The organism is Escherichia sp. KTE114 (assembly GCF_000407765.1).
GTDB lineage: Bacteria > Pseudomonadota > Gammaproteobacteria > Enterobacterales > Enterobacteriaceae > Escherichia > Escherichia ruysiae.
Map to the genome: position 1 here is coordinate 1 of NZ_KE136628.1, position 2000 is coordinate 2000.

The 2000-nt window shown below is 45.8% G+C and carries 4 protein-coding genes; 2 read left to right on the top strand and 2 right to left on the bottom strand.

Annotated features, from left to right (window positions below; translation table 11 throughout):
* Nucleotides 1-31 precede the first annotated feature (31 nt).
* The gene (locus WC5_RS00250) at nt 32-532 is read left to right on the top strand and encodes a phage tail protein (RefSeq protein WP_016231851.1); all 501 of its coding nucleotides are present in this window, start codon (nt 32-34) and stop codon (nt 530-532) included.
* The gene (locus tag WC5_RS00245) at nt 532-1134 is read left to right on the top strand and encodes a tail fiber assembly protein (RefSeq protein ID WP_016231848.1); all 603 of its coding nucleotides are present in this window, start codon (nt 532-534) and stop codon (nt 1132-1134) included. Before WC5_RS00250 ends, WC5_RS00245 begins: the two co-directional genes overlap by 1 nt.
* Here WC5_RS00245 and WC5_RS00240 read toward each other — a convergent pair.
* Nucleotides 1106-1546: a tail fiber assembly protein gene (locus tag WC5_RS00240; protein WP_016231849.1), complete on the bottom strand. Its 441-nt coding sequence runs from the start codon at nt 1544-1546 to the stop codon at nt 1106-1108. The two genes, WC5_RS00245 and WC5_RS00240, sit on opposite strands and share 29 nt — an antisense overlap.
* 21 nt (nt 1547-1567) lie before the next feature.
* Nucleotides 1568-2000, bottom strand: a 433-nt coding sequence (locus tag WC5_RS24515; protein WP_016231852.1) for a gp53-like domain-containing protein, incomplete at its 5' end; no start/stop codon positions are given.

A 2000-nucleotide genomic window follows, 5' to 3' on the forward strand; every position in this document is an offset into this window, starting at 1 on the left:
ATAGCCAATTTGCATAAAAAGCATCCCGTTTATGTTAGTGAAAATGCTATTAGATAGCTCTGTTCACGAAGTTAAAAACGTTGGTTTGGGAGAAGGCTCTGCATTACCTGTTGGTGTCCCTGTTCCGTGGCCTTCAGCCACTCCGCCAACAGGCTGGCTGAAATGCAATGGTGCAGCATTTTCTTCTGAAAAGTACCCAAATCTGGCAAAGGCTTACCCAACGTTAAAATTACCTGATTTACGCGGTGAGTTTATTCGTGGCTGGGATGATGGACGCGGCATTGATACAGGACGTGCTTTATTGAATATTCAGAGTGATGATATTAAAAAGTTCGAACTTAAGTATTTTGGGCCAGGTGGTGGGCCTGGAACCGCAACAGTATTTGCATTGCAAAATGGTGTGAGTGGTATTTATACAACAGGAATTAATCAGGAAGTCGGATCTACAACCGCTAATGCTTTTCAAATTCCTGGTGGGCGTGAAACCCGTCCGAGAAATATTGCATTTAACTATATTGTGAGAGCTGCATAATGAATAGCGCGATATTGAATAATGAACTTATTGCCGTACAGGCAGGAAACATCATCGTTTACAACTATGACAGTGAGACACGGGAGTATATTTCTGCATCAACTGAATATCTTGCTGTGGGTGTCGGTATCCCTGCATATTCCTGTTTAGATGCTCCTGGCACACATAAGGCTGGTTATGCAATCTGCCGTTCGGCAGATTTAAACTCATGGGAATATGTGCCAGACCATCGCGGTGAAGTTGTCTATAACACCGAAACGGGAGAATCGAAAGAAATCACAGGTCCGGGTGATTATCCTGAAAATACAACCACTATCGCCCCGTTAACGCCATACGATGAATGGGATGGTGAGAAATGGGTAACAGATACTGTGGCACAGCATAGCGCCGCAGTAGGCGCGGCAGAAGCACAGCGTCAGTCACTGATTGATACTGCAATGGCTTCCATTAGTCTGATTCAACTGAAACTACAGGCCGGACGGAAGCTGACGCAGGCAGAAACCACCCGACTTAACGCTGTGCTGGATTACATTGACGCAGTGACGGCAACAGATACCAGCACCGCGCCGAATGTCATCTGGCCTGAACTGCCGGAGGCGTAGGCCATTCAATATCTGGAGCTCTGGAGGTATCAACCAGTTCCAGTGCGTCCAGATAATCCAGCCACAAATTATATTGCGCCAGTTCCTCACCTTTCAGACGACCAATAGCCGCTTTACCAGGCCATTGTTTACTGTTCATATAATCGTTGGCCTGATTAATCAGTTGCTGCTTTTCCAGTTCGGCTGCAGCAATCTGTTCCTCATGTGTTGGTGGTGGAATTTCAGACCATGCAGGAAAACCATTTTCTCCAGCGATACGGATTTTTCCTTTCGGCGGTAATCCGGAAAACTCAATATACACTTGCTCATCAACTTCAACAGCATCATCTGGCCATGAGTCTGCTTGAGTGTAATCCTCTTTCATCTCCAGCGGATAGAAAGAGTTTGTAGTCGCGGAATATATGTAATTCATTTTTCACTCCATATAGCTAAATTAACAGCCTAACGCTAAAAATGAAGCGCCGAGGCCAGGAGTACTGGCTCTGGATATAAATTTAACCGGGTCGGGACTAAAACCTGCACAGGCAATATAACCAACAGCCCCGCTATCTGGTGTGTAGTCTTGTGAGACCAAAACACGCAGACATCTGTTTGGAAATGCAATCGGGAAATGAGTTACTACATCCTGTGCAATGCCTGGTGCGCCGATTGAGCCCCACTGAAGAATAAAACCTGATGGTAATTTTTGATATCCAGTACCTGAAACAGAAAGCGTGAAGCTACCCATATCAGGTATCTGATTCGCCCCTGTCCCCACATTCCGTTTTGCCGCTTCTCCCAAACCAAGGTAATTAAGAACGCTCTGAATACTGGGCTTACTAAGAATTGCACGTCCAACACTTGTCAGTGCAGTTAACGCGGCACTA